This window comes from Streptosporangium sp. H13245 (assembly GCF_055690525.1).
Map to the genome: position 1 here is coordinate 1 of NZ_JBSZKT010000073.1, position 1,458 is coordinate 1,458.

At 63.0% G+C, this 1,458-nt stretch carries 1 protein-coding gene; it reads left to right on the forward strand.

Annotated elements, in window-relative coordinates:
• Nucleotides 1-1,381 (forward strand): trypsin-like serine peptidase (locus ACW9TB_RS39290; protein ID WP_472753203.1); only part of this gene is annotated, 1,381 nt, incomplete at its 5' end.
• Between the last annotated feature and the right edge of the window lie 77 nt (nt 1,382-1,458).

The window sequence follows — 1,458 nt, forward strand, 5'->3', positions numbered from 1 at the left end:
GGGCAACGGCACGGCCAACAACCTGGCCAAGGCGACTCCCTACACCTGGGAGACCAAGGCCACGCCGAAGCTGAACGCCGGTGGCGGCTACGTCGCCGACGGCAAGCCCGGCGTCGTCGCCCCGACCGGCGAGGGCAAGACCACCGCCGCGAAGGTCAAGAACATCAACCTGCCCAAGTCCATCGGCAAGGTGTTCTTCGTCGACTCCGACGGCAAGTTCAAGTGGTGCTCGGCGACCTCGATCCAGTCGCAGTACCGCAACCTGGTCTCCACGGCCGGTCACTGCGTGTACGACGACAAGGCGAACGCCAGCGTCATGGACAACTGGGTCTTCGTCCCCGGCTACTACCAGGGCAAGGCCCCGTGGGGCGTGTACGCCGGTAAGACGGCCTACACCCACTACGACTTCGCCAACTACGAGGACTACGACCGCGACTACGCGTTCGTGACCGTCTACAACGGTGTCCACGTCGGTGGCGGCACCCCCAAGGTCGTGTCCAAGGAAGACTACGAGAAGTTCGTTGGTCCCAAGGACGTCAAGACCGAGGAGATCAGCAAGACCCAGTACCAGGAGTGCAAGGACTTCAACGGCAAGGAGACCTCCGACTGCTACGTCAAGGAGGAGACCTCCCAGGAGCTCGTTGGCCCTGACTGGAAGCAGCAGATCGACGGCGTGTGGTACAAGGCCGTCGCGGTCAAGGACGAAGTCTCCAAGGCCGTCTGGGAAGCCGCCAAGGTTGGCGTTGGCCAGGGCAACAAGTGGTTCGGCTGGCCGGTCAAGCAGCACGTGACCAAGGCCGAGTACGACGCCTACACCGGCGCTGGCTACCGCAAGATCGACGAGCAGGGCAACTACACCATCACGCACTTCTACGTTCAGAAGTGGGTGAAGGAGACCAAGACCACGAAGTACCTCAAGGACACGTTCTTCGTCATCGAGGGCTTCATCAAGGACGCCGGCAAGCTGGGCGACGCTGTTGGTGGCCAGGGCTTCACCTGGAACCAGAAGCCGCAGCAGACGGTGTTCGTGTTCGGCTACCCGGCCGACGCGCACCCCGACGGCAACAAGGCCTACACCGGCGTTACGCCGAAGTGGACCTACGGCAAGACCAACGCCCAGAAGTACGTCCAGGGCTCCACGAAGGTTGAGGAGCACGTTGGCCTCAAGAGCTCCTTCACCCCTGGCGCCGACGGTGGCCCCTGGCTCGCCAAGTACAGCAACGCCAAGCGTCTCGGCTACGTCAACGGTGTCACCAGCCTCTTCGGTGACCAGGACAGCAACGGTCGCTACGACCTCATCACCTCGCCCTACTTCGACGGCGAGACCGCGGCCATCTACAAGAAGGCCGCCGCGGTGTGGTCCGGCTCGATCGTCAAGTAGTAGTAGCTCCCTGACGATCACCCGAGTCCGGGCGTCCAAACCCCAGACTCACAGCACCACCAGCACGTAGCTCCACC